At 55.7% G+C, this 17,132-nt stretch carries 15 protein-coding genes and 1 pseudogene; 4 read left to right on the top strand and 12 right to left on the bottom strand.

Annotation, left to right across the window (positions count from 1 at the left end):
* Nucleotides 1-170, top strand: a 170-nt coding sequence (locus tag QSV34_RS09775; protein WP_289151995.1) for a transposase, incomplete at its 5' end; no start/stop codon positions are given.
* A 222-nt stretch (nt 171-392) separates the two neighbouring features.
* Here the strand turns inward: QSV34_RS09775 and QSV34_RS09770 are convergent.
* The 12 genes and pseudogenes from QSV34_RS09770 to ccoN all read right to left on the bottom strand — a co-directional run bounded on the left by QSV34_RS09770 (nt 393) and on the right by ccoN (nt 11,985).
* Nucleotides 393-1,712 (bottom strand): annotated as a pseudogene (locus QSV34_RS09770) (YdgA family protein).
* Between the two features lie 25 nt (nt 1,713-1,737).
* On the bottom strand, nt 1,738-2,121 hold the full coding sequence (gloA, locus tag QSV34_RS09765) for a lactoylglutathione lyase (RefSeq protein ID WP_289154209.1): 384 nt from the start codon (nt 2,119-2,121) through the stop codon (nt 1,738-1,740).
* Nucleotides 2,122-2,239: 118 nt separating this feature from the next.
* Nucleotides 2,240-2,842 carry a Yip1 family protein gene (locus tag QSV34_RS09760; protein ID WP_289154207.1) on the bottom strand — a complete coding sequence of 201 codons (603 nt, stop codon included), beginning with the start codon at nt 2,840-2,842 and terminating at the stop codon, nt 2,240-2,242.
* A gap of 309 nt (nt 2,843-3,151) precedes the next feature.
* Complete coding sequence (locus QSV34_RS09755; RefSeq protein ID WP_289154205.1) at nt 3,152-3,880, bottom strand: sulfite exporter TauE/SafE family protein; 729 nt, start codon at nt 3,878-3,880, stop codon at nt 3,152-3,154.
* A 46-nt stretch (nt 3,881-3,926) separates the two neighbouring features.
* Complete coding sequence (ccoS, locus tag QSV34_RS09750) at nt 3,927-4,088, bottom strand: cbb3-type cytochrome oxidase assembly protein CcoS (RefSeq protein ID WP_289154203.1); 162 nt, start codon at nt 4,086-4,088, stop codon at nt 3,927-3,929.
* A gap of 118 nt (nt 4,089-4,206) precedes the next feature.
* Nucleotides 4,207-6,612, bottom strand: coding sequence for a heavy metal translocating P-type ATPase (locus tag QSV34_RS09745; RefSeq protein WP_289154201.1), 2,406 nt, complete (start codon nt 6,610-6,612; stop codon nt 4,207-4,209).
* Between the two features lie 10 nt (nt 6,613-6,622).
* Nucleotides 6,623-7,165 (bottom strand): FixH family protein, encoded by a 543-nt coding sequence (locus tag QSV34_RS09740; RefSeq protein WP_289154199.1) that lies wholly within the window; start codon nt 7,163-7,165, stop codon nt 6,623-6,625.
* A gap of 43 nt (nt 7,166-7,208) precedes the next feature.
* Nucleotides 7,209-8,627, bottom strand: a complete 1,419-nt coding sequence (gene ccoG / locus QSV34_RS09735; RefSeq protein ID WP_289154197.1) for a cytochrome c oxidase accessory protein CcoG — start codon at nt 8,625-8,627, stop codon at nt 7,209-7,211.
* 147 nt (nt 8,628-8,774) lie between these two features.
* Nucleotides 8,775-9,689 (bottom strand): cytochrome-c oxidase, cbb3-type subunit III, encoded by a 915-nt coding sequence (gene ccoP, locus QSV34_RS09730; RefSeq protein ID WP_289154195.1) that lies wholly within the window; start codon nt 9,687-9,689, stop codon nt 8,775-8,777.
* Complete coding sequence (locus tag QSV34_RS09725) at nt 9,689-9,871, bottom strand: cbb3-type cytochrome oxidase subunit 3 (protein ID WP_289154193.1); 183 nt, start codon at nt 9,869-9,871, stop codon at nt 9,689-9,691. Before QSV34_RS09725 ends, ccoP begins: the two co-directional genes overlap by 1 nt.
* Nucleotides 9,872-9,887: 16 nt before the next feature.
* A complete protein-coding gene (gene ccoO / locus QSV34_RS09720) occupies nt 9,888-10,541 on the bottom strand; it encodes a cytochrome-c oxidase, cbb3-type subunit II (RefSeq protein WP_502929009.1) in 654 nt (217 codons plus the stop codon).
* Nucleotides 10,510-11,985, bottom strand: a complete 1,476-nt coding sequence (ccoN, locus tag QSV34_RS09715; protein ID WP_289154190.1) for a cytochrome-c oxidase, cbb3-type subunit I — start codon at nt 11,983-11,985, stop codon at nt 10,510-10,512. Before ccoN ends, ccoO begins: the two co-directional genes overlap by 32 nt.
* Nucleotides 11,986-12,390: 405 nt before the next feature.
* Between ccoN and pyrC the strand changes: the two genes are divergently transcribed.
* The 3 genes from pyrC to QSV34_RS09700 all read left to right on the top strand — a co-directional run bounded on the left by pyrC (nt 12,391) and on the right by QSV34_RS09700 (nt 17,105).
* On the top strand, nt 12,391-13,425 hold the full coding sequence (pyrC, locus tag QSV34_RS09710; RefSeq protein ID WP_289154189.1) for a dihydroorotase: 1,035 nt from the start codon (nt 12,391-12,393) through the stop codon (nt 13,423-13,425).
* Nucleotides 13,426-13,711: 286 nt separating this feature from the next.
* Nucleotides 13,712-14,332 carry a ribonuclease T gene (gene rnt, locus QSV34_RS09705; RefSeq protein ID WP_289154187.1) on the top strand — a complete coding sequence of 207 codons (621 nt, stop codon included), beginning with the start codon at nt 13,712-13,714 and terminating at the stop codon, nt 14,330-14,332.
* A 466-nt stretch (nt 14,333-14,798) separates the two neighbouring features.
* Entirely contained in the window at nt 14,799-17,105 is a 2,307-nt protein-coding gene (locus tag QSV34_RS09700; protein WP_289154185.1) for an NADP-dependent malic enzyme, read from the top strand.
* Nucleotides 17,106-17,132 lie beyond the last annotated feature (27 nt).

Genomic DNA, 17,132 nt, shown 5'->3' with positions numbered 1-17,132 from the left:
AAGAGATTTACAGGCGCCGGCAGGAGACAGTTGAACGCAGCTTCGCTGATGCTAAACAACTACACGGTTATCGATATGCTCGCTACACCAGGCTTAATAGAGTGGCTGGTCAGTGTCTGATGGCTGCAACTGCCCAAAACATCAAGAAAATTGCTCAGATGGCGGCCTGAGCCTCTATTGAGCCCTCTCTACACTCCAAACCCCTTGCTTAGCCTCTGTAAATACCTCAGTGCGGTGTTTGCGAGGCTCAACCTAGATTCGAGAGACTCTCCGGCTTTTGGGTTAGCAATGCCCAGAAACAACAAACCCCAGCAAAAATGCCGGGGTTTGTCAGCGATCTGAAACGGCCAGCAAATTGCTGGCCGTTCAGTGGAAACAGAATCAATCGGGTTTTAAAAGAGAGGCGGCAGTGGTTGACCATTGAGGGTGGCGGCACCGTCTTTCATTTCAAATTTCAGCTGATGACCGGTTTCGGTCTTTTGCAGCATGGCTGCCTGGGGACCGAGCATGATTCCGAATTGCTGCATCAGGACATCACTGACTTCCAGATTCAGGTTGGCTACCAGCTTTTGCAGCAAGGGCTGGGGATTCATCATCACAGTAGAGGTATCCAACCCTTCTGCATTAACTGCTATACGCGCATTGGCATTAAGTGGCTCACCGTTGAGCTTGAAGCTCAAATCGGGGATGGCAAATACCGGGGAATTTTCCAGCAGCGCAGGTAATAGTGCGGTGCTGCCCATAGCCATTTGCATTTGCGCCAGCTCCGGGTCGGCGGCATTGGCCATGGCATCTTTGTACAGCTGACCAAATTGCTCAATGGCTTTCAGGCTGATTTTTTCAAAGGCGATATCCAGGTTGAAATCCTGCAATTCCATGCCCTGAGCGCTCAGAGTTTCCATCGCCACGGTCATGGTCATGCCCATGGAGCCTTCGCCATCACTGTCCGCATTGGATAACAACTTGGCGTTGCTGAACGATGCCATCGGCTCACCATCGGCACTGTTGCCCTGGTAAACCTTCATGCCTGGCATCACAAAGTTCTGGCTACCCAATTGCACCATCCAGTTGAGGATTTCCATGTCGAAATCCATCTGCATGGGTTCAAACACAACGGTGGCACCCTGACCGGATATTTCCAGCTAGCCGATGGTGCCTTTGCCGGTCATGGTGTTGGCTTTCAAATCGTAGTCACCGGCGATATCCATGCCGCCAAACGCAATGCGCCCGTTGGCATCACTGGCTTCAAACGCCGGAATTTCGGATGTGTAGTGGCTGACACCCAACAAATCGGTGACTTGACGGTAAGTTACCAGGGTATCCAGACCGGCTTTTTCTCGAAACTCGCTTACAGCGGGCATATTGTCTTCGTTCAAGGTACCGCTGGAAGACACCAGGCCAACGCCCACTTCGTCACCCAGCAGCAGCGGACCGTGAGCGATATCCATATCGAACAGTAACGACAGATCCCCGATGTTGCTGGTGCCAGGAGTGCCGGCGTACATCGTCTCGTCAATGCCAATACGCAGTTGGGTGGTGGCGTTAAACCAGCCTTTGTCATAATTCACCAATTCGGCGCTGTAGCCAGGTATTTCATTGATCTGCGCCACCTGTTGTTCCAAGCCGTCTTTGGCCACCTTGGCGGTCAGCATGGGGCCGCCGAGTACGGCAACCGCAACCAGCAGCAAAACAACAATAAACAGTTTTTTCATATTCCCTTTTTCCTTGATTAAAAAGTTATTTTTCAGAGAGCAGTTCGATCTGATAGCCGTCCGGATCTTCCACAAACGCCAACACCGTGGTGCCATGTTTCATGGGCCCGGCTTCGCGCACTACGCGGCCGCCCTTGGCGCGAATCTGTTCGCAGGCAGCGTACACATCGGGTACGGCGATCGCCAGGTGGCCGAAGCCGGTACCCTTTTCGTAGCTATCAGTATCCCAGTTATGGGTCAGTTCCAGTGCGGTGTTTTCGGATTCCGGTCCGTAGCCGAGAAAGGCCAGGGTAAAACGGCCATCGGGATAGTCTTTACGACGCAGCAGGCTCATGCCCAGTACATCGCAATAAAAGGAGATGGATTGTTCCAAATCGCCAACCCGCAGCATGGTGTGTAGTAAACGCACGATTTTCCCCAACAAATTCCCTGACACAAAAAAGCCGGGCAACTGCCCGGCTTTGGCATCGCTCGATCTTATGGCAAGCACCAGCGATCGGCAATGTTAAAAGCTGTCTATCTATAAACTATCCGTCTATAAAGACCGGCATAGCGCCCAATTCCCAGAGAATCACGGTAGCACCGAGAATAACTACAGCCAGCACCAGCACCATCATCATCACCGCGCTGGCAAACAGGAAGCCGCGCTCCTCGGGTACGTGCAGCAACAAGGGAATAGCCACGTAAAGCTGATAGATCATGTAGCTACAGGCTGCAGTAGCGATAATGATGTCGAGCCAGAAAATCGGATAAAAGCTGAATGCACCGGCAATAAACACCGGAGTCATGGCGTAACCAACCAGCACAAAGTCTTTGATACGGAAGGAGTCACCGCGATAAGTGCGCGACATCCAGTGAATAATGTAACCCACTGCCAATACCGAGCCGACAATAGCGGCGTAGAACAATACCGTCAGTGGCAAGGCACTGGATTCGGTGATGCGGTACACCTTGTCGCCGATAATGGACCAGCCCACCTGAGTGGTTCCGTAGTAAAAGCCCACAGCGGGAATCAGTGCCATGACGATGAAGTACGGCAGCTGGCGTTTCAGCGCCTCATCGGACAGGTGGGCAATCTTTTTCCACTCCTGGCGAGGGTTAAACAACAGGCCCGGAATATGGTTAAACATAGGTTACTCCCCAACAAACTCGATAGATTACGATGGCTGTTCAGCGCATCTCTTAATAATAGTTGTTCTTGGCCATTAAATCTCTAGCAAAGCCGATTTTTCGCCCTACCTACAACGAGGTAATTATCCAACGGCAGTCAACAGCAGCCCTTGACCAATGTCAACTGAAAAGCAGTGACGACAAGGCCACTAGACGTTGACGTATTGCCCATTTACCTTCTGCGTCATTCCCGCACAGGCGGGAATCCACCATTTCGAGCATTTACCGAAATGGATCCCCGCTTTCGCGGGGATGACCTAATAATGGGGTCAATGCCAAGGCAGGCAGTGTAAATCTCCCTCACTATGATCCCCGGCCAGCACATGCCCTGCACCGGTCCAGAATACCCAACCGGCAAAGCCCAGCAATAGCAAAGCCATTACCGTACGCAAGGTGCGGTTTTGCAGCCAGCGCTTCACCTGGTCAGAAAATATGCCGCCGGCCAGCATGGCGGGAATGGTCAACAGGCCAAAAATAGCCATGCCCAATGCCGACCCCGCCGGATTACCTGTCGTAGCCGCCAGGGCCAGGGCACTGTAAACCAGACCACAGGGCAACCACCCCCACACCATCCCCAGCAACAATGCGCCGCCAGGTGTGCGCACCGGCATTAACTTGCTCCCCAATGGTTGCAACAACCGCCAGAAACCTGACCCGAGCTTTTCCAGGCGCACCAGGCCTCGCCACCAATCCGCCAGGTAAAATGCCATCATCACCAGCAACACAGCTGCCAGAGTGCGCAATATCACCATCATATTGCTGTGCAATTGGCGACTAAGCTCACCCAGCAACCCCACAAGGGCACCGGCGACACTGTAACTCACCACCCGGCCCAGGTTATAACTCAGCAGCACCGGCAGCCTCTGGCCAAGGGAAGTGCGTTGCGGATCAACCGCAAACCCCAGCGCTGCGGCAATGCCACCGCACATGCCAATGCAGTGGGCACCACTGGATACACCCATGGCCACCAGACCGGCCAATACCGCCGTATCAATCATTGCTACGGGAGATGTGAGACGGGAAACGGGAGACGGGAGACGGGGTTCACTGCTTGTCTTCGCCCTCTGGCTCATCGTCAAACAAGATTCGCTCCGCCTCACCATCCAGGTCATCGTACTGGCCACTTTTTACCGCCCAGAAATAAACGCCGACTGCGATCAGCAGCAGCAGGATGGTAATGGGGATTAACAAGTAAAGGCTAGCCATACCAAAGAACCTATTCCGGTGAGTTGGGTACTGGTTGCTGTGACCGTGGCCAGCACGGATGCTGGCCTCGAGCCCCCATGGAAGGGTTTACGGCGAGTCACAGCAACCAGTACCCAACTCACCTTCTCGCACCTCGCGACAACCGCAGTGCATTCAACACCACCACCAGCGAACTGGCAGACATGCCAATGGCCGCCGCCCAAGGCGGTACCAGCCCCAGCGCTGCCAGTGGCAAAGCCAACAGATTATACGCCAATGCCCAGCCCAGGTTTTGGCGAATTATACGGTGGGTAAAGTGAGCAAAGGTCAAAGATTGCGGCAGCACGCCAATCTCGCTGGACATCAGGATACTGTCCGCATGAATGCGGGCAATATCCGCTGCATCACCCATGGCTACCGACACATCGGCGCCGCTGAGCACTGGCACATCGTTGATACCATCACCCACCATCAACACCGGCTGCTGCTGGGTCTGCAACTGGCGTACATGGGCGAGTTTTTCCTCCGGGGAAATCCCCCCCTGCCAATGGCTGATGCCCAACTGGGAAGCCAGCGCAGCCACCGCCACCGGGCGATCACCACTGAGCAACTCCACCTGTACGCCGTTGGTCTGTAAGCGAGCCACCGCATCGGCGGCATCCGGGCGCAACTGATCACGCAATAGAATCCAGCCCAGGATTCTCGACTCACTGGCCAACAGCAACCACACTTCGCCACCTGCGGGGGCCTCTGGTAACTCATCGCTGCGGCCAAACAACTCGGTAATGTACTGCTCCCGGCCTATGGCGTAGCGCACACCATCAACAATGCCACTCACTCCCGCACCAATGCGGTTATCAATGGCTGTGGCCATCAGGCCACCATCGCATTCATCAAAGGCGCGGGCGATGGGGTGGCGGGAACCCGCTTCCAGGGCGGCGGCTATGGCGAGTATCTTTTGCTCCGGCGCACCACTGCGGGAAATCACCTTGGCCACCTTCATCTCACCGGTGGTGAGGGTACCGGTTTTATCAAACACCACCCGTTTGATTTTCAGCAGCCCATCCATCACATGACCCCGGCTGACCAGCAGGCCGCGCTGGCGCAAACCGTGGGTAGCCACTGCCAATGCGGTGGGGGTAGCCAGTGACAGAGCACAGGGGCATGTGACCACCAATACTGACAGCGTCACCCAAAGGGCTTTTTCCGGCGCCTGTTGATACCAGTGCCAGGCCACGGCCGCCGACACCAGCAACACAAAGCCGACAAAGTAACCGGCCAGGCGATCTGCCAATGCCAACTGGCGGGGCTTTTCCAGCTGCGCTCGTGCAACCAATTGCAGGATGGCTGACAGACGCGTGCGCTTGCCAACCGCCTGCACCTCAATCAGCAGCGGGTTTTCACTGTTGACGGTGCCAGCACTGACGGCATCGCCACGTGTTTTTTCCACCGGGCTCTGCTCACCGGTAAGCACCGCTTCCACCACATTGCTGTGGCCATCCACCACCACACCATCGCAGGGAATGATGTCGCCGGGGCCTACTTTGACAAAATCTCTCGGCTGCAACGCCTTAACCGGCACGGAATGCTCACCTTGGTCATCTACCCGCCGCGCCACCGGTGGCAGCAACTGGCCCAAGCCCTCCATGCGCTGTTCGTTGCGGTGGCGCACCCGCATCTCCAGGTAGCGCCCCAGCAACAGGAAAAAGGTAAACATGGAAACGGAGTCAAAATAGACTTCGCCAGAACCACTGACGGTTGCCCACACACTGGCCAGATAAGCGCCACCAATGGCCAGTGACACCGGCACATCCATCACCAGATGCCAGCTCTTCAGGCTGCGCCAGGCAGCGCGAAAGAATGGTGCCGCAGCAAACAGTACTACCGGCGTGGCAACCACCAGGCTGACCCAACGCAGCAGTTGCTGCCACTGATGTTCGATGCCATCAAACGCCCCGGCGTACAAGGCAATGGCCAACATGCCCGCCTGCATCATGCCAATGCCGGCCACCCCCAGACGCTGCAGGGCGCGAGTGTTTTCGCGCTTGCGGTTGGCTCGCACTTCTTCATCTCCCGCCGGGCGGGCGCGATAACCAATTTCCTGAAGAGCGGAAAGCAAACGACTGAGCGGCACCTGGCTGTTGTTCCAAGACAACCAACAGCGATGGGTAGTGACATTGACACGCACGGCAGACACGCCGGCAATGCGTTGCAAGTGGTGCTCAATCAGCCAGGAACAGGCCGCACAGGTAATGCCCTCCACCAACAGCTCTACCTGTAGCTGGCCGTCATCCAGATGGTGGACAAACTCCTCTTGGACTTCAGGCAGGTCGTAGGCGGCAAAACGGTTGTCGACACCCTCTTCCGGGCGGGTCTGCTGCTGGGAACGGTATTTGTAGAAGTTGCCGAGACCACCATCGACAATAGCTATGGCCACCGCCTGGCAGCCGGGACAGCACATGGGTTGCTCGATGCCTTCGATGGTCACCGGGAAGTGGCAATCTGGCGGCACATCCAGGCCGCAGTGGTAACAGCTGGTAGTCACAATTTACAGCTCATTGATCGGCAATGAGCACCGCTCCCTGGCCGCGATTAAAATCGATCTCGCCATTTAAACGCCACTCCGCCGCGCTGTCTTCAGAAGCACCTTCGGGGAGCAAACGCAGCAGATAGCGGTGTTGCAGGCGCTGACCCAGGTCGCCGCGATAGCTGCCCTGCCCCTGCTGCTGGAGAACGATTTCCCGGTCGTTGTCTGCCTCCATGGGGTGCATCAGCTGCAGGCGCAACGCCTGTGGCATATCGTCACCAGACAAGCTGACGTTGAGCAGGCCACTGTCGAAGTTAAAACTCAACTCGGCCACCAGGCCCAGCGCGGTCGCCCGCTGATCCTGCTCCAGACGCTGGTTGATGGCTTTGCCGTCTTTGTAGTAGTTGTCCACCACCATATCGTCGGCGCTGTGCAGTGCCAGGCGCACGGTGAGGATAGCGGCCACCACCACAGTGGCCGGCAGGGCGACAATCAGCCAGGGCCAGAACTGGCGGTACCAGGGTTTTGTATCGATGATTTTTTGCATGGTGTATTCGATTGTTTTTGTCATCCTGAACGGCGCAGCCGCATGAGGATGACAAAGTGTTGCGTTGTCATCTAGGCCCTATAAACCGGCTTTCCTGTGTATCACGTACTTCCGGGTCGTCAATGGCTTCCACGGTAAATACGATATCCGCATTGGGCACTTGCAGGGCCAGGGGGTCGAGGCGCAATTTTATCAGGGTATGGTGCACTTCTCCCTCTTTAACCAGCACTTCCCTGTTGCCCTTGATATCAAATTCGTAGTCCCCCGCCACCAGTATCCGGTAAGTGCGATCCTCGGTACCCATATTGTTGATTTTCAGGGTGTAGGCGTTTTCCAGCTCGCCGTTGCTGGTAAAGCGGAACAATGCGTTGCGATCCCGCTGCACGTTCACTTCCACCGGAATGCGAGTCGCCATGGTGTATACAAAGGCGGTCGACATAATCAGTACACCGAGAATGTAGCCCAGCAGTTTGGGCCGCCAGATGCGCACCTTCTTCTCTTGCAACTCGGTTTCTGTGGTAAAGCGAATCAGGCCGCGAGGATATTCCATTTTGTCCATCACCGCATTACAGGCATCCACACAGTAACCGCAGTTGATGCATTCATACTGCAGACCGTCACGAATATCGATACCCACCGGGCACACCTGCACACAGAGGGTGCAATCCACACAATCACCCAGCCCATTGGCGCGGTAATCCACGCCTTTTTTACGCGGCCCACGACCTTCACCCCGTTTCTGGTCGTAGGAAACCAGCAGGGTATTTTCGTCGTACATGGAGCTCTGAAAGCGGGAATAGGGGCACATGTATTTGCACACCTGTTCGCGCATAAAGCCGGCGTTCATGTAGGTGGCGCCGGTAAAAAACAGCGTCCAGAACAATGGCTGGAATTCGGTACTGAAGGTAAACAGGTCTACGGTCAGCTGGCGAATAGGGTTGAAGTAGCCTACAAAGGTGAGGCCGGTGACAAAGGCAATGGCAATCCAGATGGCTTGCTTGGCGGATTTGCGCAGCAGTTTGTCCGCATTCCAGGGCGCGCGATCCAGCTTGATGCGCTTCAGACGATCCCCTTCGCAGACATTCTCCGCCCACATAAACATCAGGGTCCACACGGTTTGCGGGCAGGTAAAGCCACACCACACCCGGCCCACTGCCACGGTCACCGCAAACAGGGAAAAGGCGGCGATAATCAGCAGCCAGGCCAGCAGCATAAAATCCTGCGGCCAGAACACCCAATGGAATACGTAAAATTTGCGCTCTATCAGGTCAAACCAGACAATCTGGCGACCGTCGAACTGAATCCAGGGCAGCAGAAAGTACGCCCCCAACAGCGGCAACCAACTCCATCGCTGTATGCTGGAAAACAGCCCTTTTACTTTGCGAGCATAGACTTTGTCGGCACTCTGATAGAGGCTGACAATTTTGACAACCTCTTCTTCCTGGGCCTGTTCAACTTGGGTGGGCTTGTGGTGAAACTCAGTCATGCAATATCCCTGACTACTACAAAAAGCGAGGTTACAGGGCGCGCTGCGCGCTACAGGAAACAGGTTACAGGAAGTTCACCCCTGTAACCTGTAAGGGAGAAAGCCCGCCCTGCAAGAAAGCGCAGCTTTCGCCCTGTTTACTAATCTTTAATCGTCTGCGGTCAGGCTGAATACGTAGGAGGCCAGCAGGCGGATTTTCTCCGGGCGCAGCAGATCCTGCTGGGCAGGCATCATGCCGTTGCGGCCACTGCGCACCGAGTGACGAATGCTCAAGCGCAGCGGATAACGGTGATCGCGATACACCCAGATTTTGTCGGTCAGGTTGGGCGCACCCAGAGCCTGCATGCCTTTGCCATCGGGGCCGTGACAGGTGGTACAGGTGGCGTCAAATACAGCTTTACCAGCGGCGGCCTGTTCGGCATCGTGCTCTTCACCGCTGAGGCTGAGAACGTATTCGGATACGTTGACTACGCCTTCCTCGCCAATCACTTCACCCCAAGCTGGCATGGCACCCTGGCGGCCGTGGGCAATGGTGGCCTCAATGGTTTCCGGCTCGCCACCAAACAACCAGTCTTTGTCCGCCAAATTGGGGAAGCCGTGGCTGCCGTTGGCATCGATTCCGTGGCAAATGGCGCAGTTATCGGCAAACAGGCGCTGGCCCATTTTCAGGGCGATGGGGTCGCGGGCCAATTCGGTAACCGAGGTGTTGGCAAACTGGGCATAAATCGGCCCATACTGCTCCTCGGCCTTGTCCATTTCCGCCTGCCACTGGTTTTCCTGAGTCCAGTTGAGAACACCCTTAAAATTGCCCATACCCGGGAACAACACCAGGTAGACAACGCTGAAAATCACTGACAGCAAGAAGCTCCAGAACCACCAGGCCGGCAGCGGGTTGTCGTACTCTTCAATACCATCGTAAACATGCCCTGTGGTGGGTGCTTTGCCCGAGTGAGCCTGATCGTCGCTCAACTCCACATTGCGGTTTGCCAACAGCAGCCAAGTACAACCACCGAGAACAATGATGGTAATGACCGATATCCAAATACTCCAAAAGGTACTCATTATAGGTCTTGCCTCTTCTCGTCACTTTGTGAATCGCCATCCAATTCACCTTCTTCAAAAGGCAATTGCGCAGCTTCCTCAAAATCTTTCTTTTTATGTGGGCTCAGTGCCCACCAAATTACGCCGCCAAAGGCGAGCATTGCCAGTATGGTGCCTATCCCCTGCAGGGTGCCCTGATCCACTTATCTATCCCCGTTATCAGCGCTTCTGCTTGAGCAGTGTGCCCAGTTGCTGCAGGTAAACGACAACCGCATCAATCTCACGCTTGCCTTTTACCGCGTCGCGGGCACCGGCAATGTCGGCATCGGTGTAGGGAACGCCTACAGAACGCAGTGCTTCCATCTTCTTGCCAGTCAGCTTGCCATCCAGCACGTTGTCAAACAGCCAGGGGAATTCCGGCATATTGGACTCCGGCACAACATCACGCGGGTTGTACAGGTGAGCGCGATGCCACTCGTCACTGTATCGGCCGCCGACGCGGGCCAGGTCTGGCCCGGTACGTTTGGAGCCCCACAGGAAGGGGTGCTCGTAAACGTGCTCACTGGCCAGAGAGTAGTGACCGTAGCGCTCGGTCTCAGCACGGAACGGGCGAATCATCTGGGTGTGACAGACATTACAGCCTTCGCGGATATAAATATCGCGTCCTTCCAGAGCCAGTGCCGGCAGTGGTTTCAAGCCGTCGATGGGCTTGGTGGTCTCATCGGAAAAGAACAGGGGCACGATCTGGGCCAAGCCGCCAAAGCTGACCGCAATCACTACCAGTACCGCCATCAAACCGATGTTTTTTTCTACAATTTCGTGTTTCACAGTTCTTCTCCCCTTACGCCGGCTGGCCTGGTGCAGCCGCAGCATCTGATGACTGCTCTGGCTCTTTATCAGAAACGGTGCGATACAGGTTGTAGAGCATCAGCAGCATACCCGCCAGGAACATCGCGCCGCCCAACAGACGTACGAAGTAACCGGGGTAGCTGGCTTCCACTGAATCCACAAAACGGTAGGTCAAGGTGCCATCGTCGTTGAAGGCGCGCCACATCAAGCCTTGCATCAGGCCGTTTACCCACATGGAGGCGATGTACAACACGGTGCCGATGGTGGCCAGCCAGAAGTGGGCGTGAATCAGCTGCACGCTCCACATTTCCTTGCGCTGGGTAAGTACCGGAATCAGGTGATAGACCGCACCGATGGAGATCATCGCCACCCAACCAAGAGCACCGGAGTGCACGTGGCCGATGGTCCAGTCGGTGTAGTGAGACATGGCGTTCACTGACTTGATGGCCATCATCGGGCCTTCAAAGGTGGCCATGGCGTAGAACGACAGGGACACCACCAGGAACCGCAGGGTCGGGTCGGTACGCAGTTTCGTCCAGGCTCCGGACAGAGTCATGATGCCGTTGATCATGCCGCCCCAGGAAGGCGCCCACAGCACCAGTGACATCACCATACCCAGGGTCTGGGTCCAGTCTGGCAGAGCGGTGTAGTGCAGGTGGTGAGGGCCAGCCCAGATGTACAGAGCAATCAACGCCCAGAAGTGCACGATAGATAGACGATAGGAGTACACCGGGCGCTCAGCCTGCTTGGGAACAAAATAGTACATCATGCCCAGGAAGCCCGCGGTCAGGAAGAAGCCCACCGCGTTGTGGCCGTACCACCACTGGATCATGGCATCGATGGCACCGGAGTACACGGAGTAGGATTTCCACATGCTTACCGGTACTTCCATGCTGTTCACCACATGCAACATGGCAACAGTGAGGATAAAACCGCCGTAGAACCAGTTAGCCACGTAGATATGCTTGATGGTGCGCTTCATGATGGTGCCAAAGAACACGTAGGCGTATACCAGCCAGACAATGGTAATGGCGATATCAATGGGCCATTCCAGTTCCGCATATTCTTTGGAGGAGGTAAAGCCCATGGGCAGAGTAATAGCTGCCGCCAGGATAACCAGCTGCCAACCCCAGAAGGTAAACCAGGCAGCGCCATTGGAGATCAGACGGGTGCGACAGGTGCGTTGCACAACGTGATAGGACGTGGCAAACAGCGCACAACCACCAAATGCAAAGATCACCGCATTGGTGTGTAACGGGCGCAAGCGACCGAAGTGTGTGTAGGGCTGCAGCAGGTTATTGAGGTCGGGCCATACCAGCTGAGCCGCCAACAGCACACCAACCGCCATTCCCACTACACCCCAAACCACCGTCATGATGGCGAAAGCCTTTACCACACCGGTGTAATACTGGCCTGTGGCTTCGCTGTCGTGCACCGGCTGGTCGCCGGCAGTCGCAACATTGCTCATCAGATTACCTATGGTTGTCGTTACAATTTAGAATTCCGGGCGCAGAAGCAGTAGATATTCCCCTGACATGCCCAGATTTTAGTTAATTAATATAGTCGTTCTGGTAGCCGCGCCCATTATCACTTTGGGGGTACCTGCGGTAGTTGACACACATCAAGTGTAGATGGGCCGCCAACTTTTATTGGTAATTTTTTAACTACCTGGCAGATAGCGCTGGGAGCGAATTCGGCATTTTACCCCTGTCACATAGAAATTCACAGACAATCTCGTTCATAAAATAAACACTGCCTATAACCTTTGGCCCATGGATGTGCATGTATAAAAGCCGCACACTTTCCGGTAGCATTCGCCACCTATCCTTGCCCGCTGCCACACATAAATATAGACACAAATTAGAGAATCGCCATGCAAACCCTCACCATCACCCGCCCCGACGATTGGCACCTGCACCTGCGCGATGGCGAGGCCTTAACCACCACCGTGCCCGATGCCGCACGCTGTTTTAACCGGGGGATCATCATGCCCAACCTGGTGCCACCGGTGGTCAAGGCAGAACAGGCCGCCGAATACCGGGAGCGCATTCTCGCCCAGCTGCCAGCGGGCAGCGAGTGGCAACCACTGATGGTTATCTACCTGACAGACAACACCAGCGCAGACGACATTGCCGACATTGCCAGCAGCGACTTTATCAAAGCGGTTAAATACTACCCCGCCGGTGCCACCACCAATTCCGATTCCGGTGTCACCGATCTGGCCAAGACATACACGGCTCTGGAAGCCATGGAAAAAGCTGGCATCCCCCTGCTGTTGCATGGCGAAGTAACCGATGCCGACATCGACATATTCGACCGCGAAGCAGTATTTATCGATCGTCACCTGGTGGGTCTGCGCCAGCGATTCCCGGGTTTAAAAATGGTACTGGAACACATCACTACCCGTCAGGGTGCAGAATTTGTGGCCCAGGGCGATGTTAACCTGGCAGCCACCATCACCCCGCAACACCTGCTCTACAACCGCAACCATATGCTGGTGGGCGGTATTCGCCCGCACTATTACTGCCTGCCTATCCTGAAGCGGGATGTGCACCAACAGGCGCTGATTCGGGCCGCAACCAGCGACAGCGGCAAGTTTTTTCTGGGCACCGACTCCGCCCCACACACCAAGAACAACAAGGAAAACGCCTGTGGCTGCGCCGGCTGCTACAGCAACCACGCCGCCATCGAGCTGTACGCTGAAGCCTTTGAGCAAGCCGGGGCTCTAGACAAACTGGAAGGCTTTGCCAGCCACTATGGCCCGGATTTTTACGGCCTGCCGCGCAACCAGAGCACCATCACCTTGGCCCGCGACCCCTGGCAAGTTGCCGACACTGCGCCGCTTGGCAACGACACCCTGGTACCCCTGGCCGCCGGGCAGACATTACAGTGGAAATTACAATCGTGAGACTAGGGTCTGTTGACGCTTCATCTCCGCCACTGTTGGCGATTGAAAAGGCGCCCATCTAGGCGCGAGGAGAGTAGTTTGGTCATTCCAAATGAGCGACGAGCAACAACGAGGGGCGCCTTTTCAGCCCCAACCCGAAGGGCTGAGGCTATTTTTGCGCTCCACTGCGTTGTAAATCGCTTATGTAGAATGACTACACAGCACTCTTTACGCCTTGTTGAGCGCAAAAATCGCTCTCAGCAGAGGTGGATATGAAACGTCAACAGACCCTAACTGGAATAGCCTGATGGACCAGCACACTCCCCTTTCAGAGCGCTTTCGCGGTTTTCTACCGGTAGTGGTGGACCTGGAAACCGGCGGTTTCGACAAAGATCGTGACGCCTTGCTGGAAATTGCCGCCGTCACTCTGGCGGTGGACGAAGACGGTTGGCTGCTGCCGGATGAAACCGTCTGCTGCGCCATTGAGCCCTTTGCCGGCGCCAATATCGAACCGGCCGCCCTGGAGATTACCGGCATCGACCCCAACGACCCGGAGCGCAACGCTTTGGAGGAGTGCGAAGGCCTCAACCAAATATTCCAGAAAGTCCGCAAAGCGGTGAAGTCCCACAACTGCAAACGAGCAGTTATGGTGGCTCACAACGCCCACTTTGACCTCGGCTTTGTCAATTCGGCGGTGGCGCGTTGCGACATCAAACGCAACCCGTTTCACCCTTTTACCTGCTTTGATACCGCCACTCTTGGGGGCTTGGCCTATGGCCAGACCGTACTGGCAAAAGCCTGCGAAGCCGCCAATATCGAATTCAGCGGTCGTGAAGCACATTCCGCCGCGTACGATGCAGAGCGCACCGCCGAATTGTTCTGCACCATCGTCAATCGCTGGCGTGAATTGGGTGGCTGGCTGATATAAATTAGCGGATTAACACATAGGGGGTGCCCTCAATTAGTGAGTTATTGCTGTTGCTCCTGAAATGGCACCAGGCAAGGCATGAGGAGAGTAGTTTGGTCATTCCAAATGAGCGACGAATAACACAGCATGGCGCCATTTCAGGTGCAACCCGAAGGGCTGGGCCCACTTACTTTAAATAAGAAAGTTCCTCCCAACGGTGTTACCGTTCGCTTATGTAGAACAACTACACAGCACTCACGGTGCCTAGCTGAGAGAAAAAATGAGCTCCAGCAGCAACAGCTCACTAATTGAGAGCACCCCCTAAGGGTAGGCAAACCATAACTGGAAGCTATCCCTTTAATGGGAATAAAAACCCTCAAACGCTAAACTACACTGTTATTTAGTGACACAATTACGCTTTTTCGTTCGGTGATAATTCGCCGCAAAATTCGAAGAATGATCGTCAACATTATCAATGGGGTAGGCCATGTCCGACACTAATAACGATTCCCTAAAAGAAAGTGCCCTGCACTACCACACCCACCCGGTAGCGGGGAAAATGGAAATCCAGCCCACCAAATCCCTGGCCAACAAGCGGGATTTGTCCCTGGCCTACTCCCCCGGTGTGGCCTACGCCTGCGAGGAAATCGTTGCCGACCCCAACTACGCCGCCAAAGTCACCTCTCGCGGCAACCTGGTAGCCGTAGTCAGTAACGGTACCGCCGTACTGGGCCTCGGCAATATCGGCCCATTGGCTTCCAAGCCGGTGATGGAAGGTAAAGCGGTATTGTTCAAAAAATTCGCCAATATCGATGTGTTCGATATTGAGGTGGACGAAACCGACGTAGACAAACTGGTGGACACCATCGCCGCTCTGGAACCCACCTTTGGCGGCATTAATCTGGAAGACATCAAAGCGCCGGAATGCTTTCTGGTAGAGCGCAAGCTGCGCGAACGCATGAACATCCCTGTGTTCCACGACGACCAGCACGGTACCGCCATCGTTGCTGCCGCTGCGGTGTACAACGGCCTGCGCATCGTCGACAAGAAAATCGAAGACATCAAACTGGTTGTATCCGGCTCCGGCGCCGCCAGTATCGCCTGTGTGGAACTGCTGATCAGCATGGGCCTGAGCAAGCAAAACCTGCTGTTGGTGGATCGCGGCGGCGTGGTATACGAAGGCCGCCCTGAAAACATGAACCCCTGGAAGGAAAAACTGGCCGCCAACACCGACGCCCGCACCCTGGCTGATGCCATGGTGGATTGCGACGTATTTATGGGCCTGTCCGGCCCCGGTGTACTGAAGCCAGACATGGTGAAAACCATGGCCCGCGACCCGCTGATTCTGGCCATGGCCAACCCCACTCCGGAAATTCTGCCAGAAGAAGCCAAGGAAGTGCGCCCGGACGCCATCCTCGCCACCGGCCGCTCCGACTACCCCAACCAGGTGAACAACGTACTCTGCTTCCCATTCATCTTCCGCGGCGCTCTGGACTGCGGCGCCAGCACCATTAACGAAGAAATGAAAATGGCCTGCGTGCGCGCCATCGCCGACCTGGCCATGAAAGAAGCCACCGACGTAGTAGCGGAAGCCTACGCCGGGGAAGACCTGAAATTCGGCCCCGACTACCTGATTCCCAAGCCCTTCGACCCGCGCCTGGTGGAGGAGCTGCCAGTCGCCGTGGTTCAGGCCGCCATGGACAGTGGCGTTGCCACCCGCCCCATTGAAGACCTGGATGCCTACAAAAAATCCCTGCACGAATTCGTTAACCGCGCCGGCCTGTTTATGGAGCCAGTTATCCAGGCAGCCAAGCGTGGCCCCAAACGCCGCCTGGTGTACGCCGAAGGTGAAAACGACGACGTATTGCTGGCGGTACAGGCGGTAGTGGATGAAGATGTCGCCCGCCCGGTTATTCTTGGTCGCCCGGAAGTCATTGAAGACAAAATTCAACGCCTCAGCCTGCGCCTCAAGCCCGGCAAAGACATCGACGTATTCAACCCCAAAGACGCCGACAACAACGAGCGCTACTGGCAGCACTACCACACCATGACCGGTCGCCAGGGCGTGTCTGTGGAAGGCGCCAAATCTCTGATGACCACTAACGCCACTGCACTGGCAGCGGTGATGGTGTCACTGGGTGAAGCTCACGGCATGATCTGCGGCAAAGTGGGCCGTTTCCTCAGCCACCTGCGGGACATCTACCAGGTTCTGGGCACCAAAGAGCAAGGCCAGCACATTTCGTCCGTACAGGCACTGCTACTACCTTCCGGCCCTGTTTTTATGACCGACTCATTCCTCACTGTAGACCCCACCGTCGAGGAAATTGTCATTAAGACCAAGGCTGCCATTGAGTTTGTGCGCCAGTTTGGCATCAAGCCCAAAGTGGCGTTGCTGTCCCACTCCAACTTCGGCACCTCCAACGCCCCTTCCGCCAAGAAAATGCGCAAAGCGGCCGCCATTCTACGAGAGGAATTCCCGGACGTTGAACTGGACGGCGAAATGCACGCCCTCAGTGCCCTCAACCCGCAAAACCGCAACGAGGCCTTCTCCGGCTCCAACCTCAGCGGCAGCGCCAACCTGCTGGTGATGCCCAACCTGGACGCCGCCAATATCGCCCTGGGGCTGGTGCGCTCCTTTACCGACGCCCTGCTGATCGGCCCCTTCCTCACCGGCCTGAAAAAACCGGCGCACATTGTGATTCCGTCCGTGACCTCACGCGGCATTTTCAATATGACCGCGCTGACCGCAGTGGATATGGAGCATTACTGCAAGGATAATGCTTGCGAGGTTTGAGGCGGTTTAAAACAGTTATCTTCGCGC

The organism is Porticoccus sp. W117 (genome assembly GCF_030341905.1).
In the GTDB taxonomy this organism is placed as follows: domain Bacteria; phylum Pseudomonadota; class Gammaproteobacteria; order Pseudomonadales; family Porticoccaceae; genus SCSIO-12696.
This window is presented reverse-complemented; position numbering and strand designations above follow the sequence as displayed.